This is a genomic window from Pseudoalteromonas sp. S3260 (assembly GCF_005886925.1).
GTDB classification, from domain to species: Bacteria; Pseudomonadota; Gammaproteobacteria; order Enterobacterales; family Alteromonadaceae; genus Pseudoalteromonas; species Pseudoalteromonas tetraodonis.
Window position 1 is genome coordinate 1 of record NZ_PNCV01000408.1, and the last position, 355, is coordinate 355.

General features: G+C 31.3%; 1 protein-coding gene. It reads left to right on the forward strand.

Going from position 1 to position 355, the window contains the following annotated elements:
* Window positions 1-295 (forward strand): hypothetical protein (locus tag CWC14_RS19345; protein ID WP_171036916.1); only part of this gene is annotated, 295 nt, incomplete at its 5' end.
* Between the last annotated feature and the right edge of the window lie 60 nt (window positions 296-355).

The window sequence follows — 355 nt, forward strand, 5'->3', positions numbered from 1 at the left end:
AAGTAGCACGAGAGTTTATAAAAATTTACCTGCACTTATCGAAAAATATATATGGCCTAAGGATGCAGAAATAGGAAAAGTTTCTCTTAAGCTTCAGTTTGATAAAGAAGAACTTGTCTGCACATTGGAAACAGATGACATGCTTTATGACGAGTTAAAGAAACTCAAAGCAAAAAGAGAAATTGCTATCACAGCCAACATATTAATTGTTAATGGAGCAAAGAAAAAAGCAGAGATTCTTGAACTCCATGAAATAATTACTGATGGCAATCACTCAATAAACTTTCATAATTAATAACATAGGAAAGTAAGCAAAATTTGAAAGTCAAATTCTGCTTACTTTCCATTCATTTCA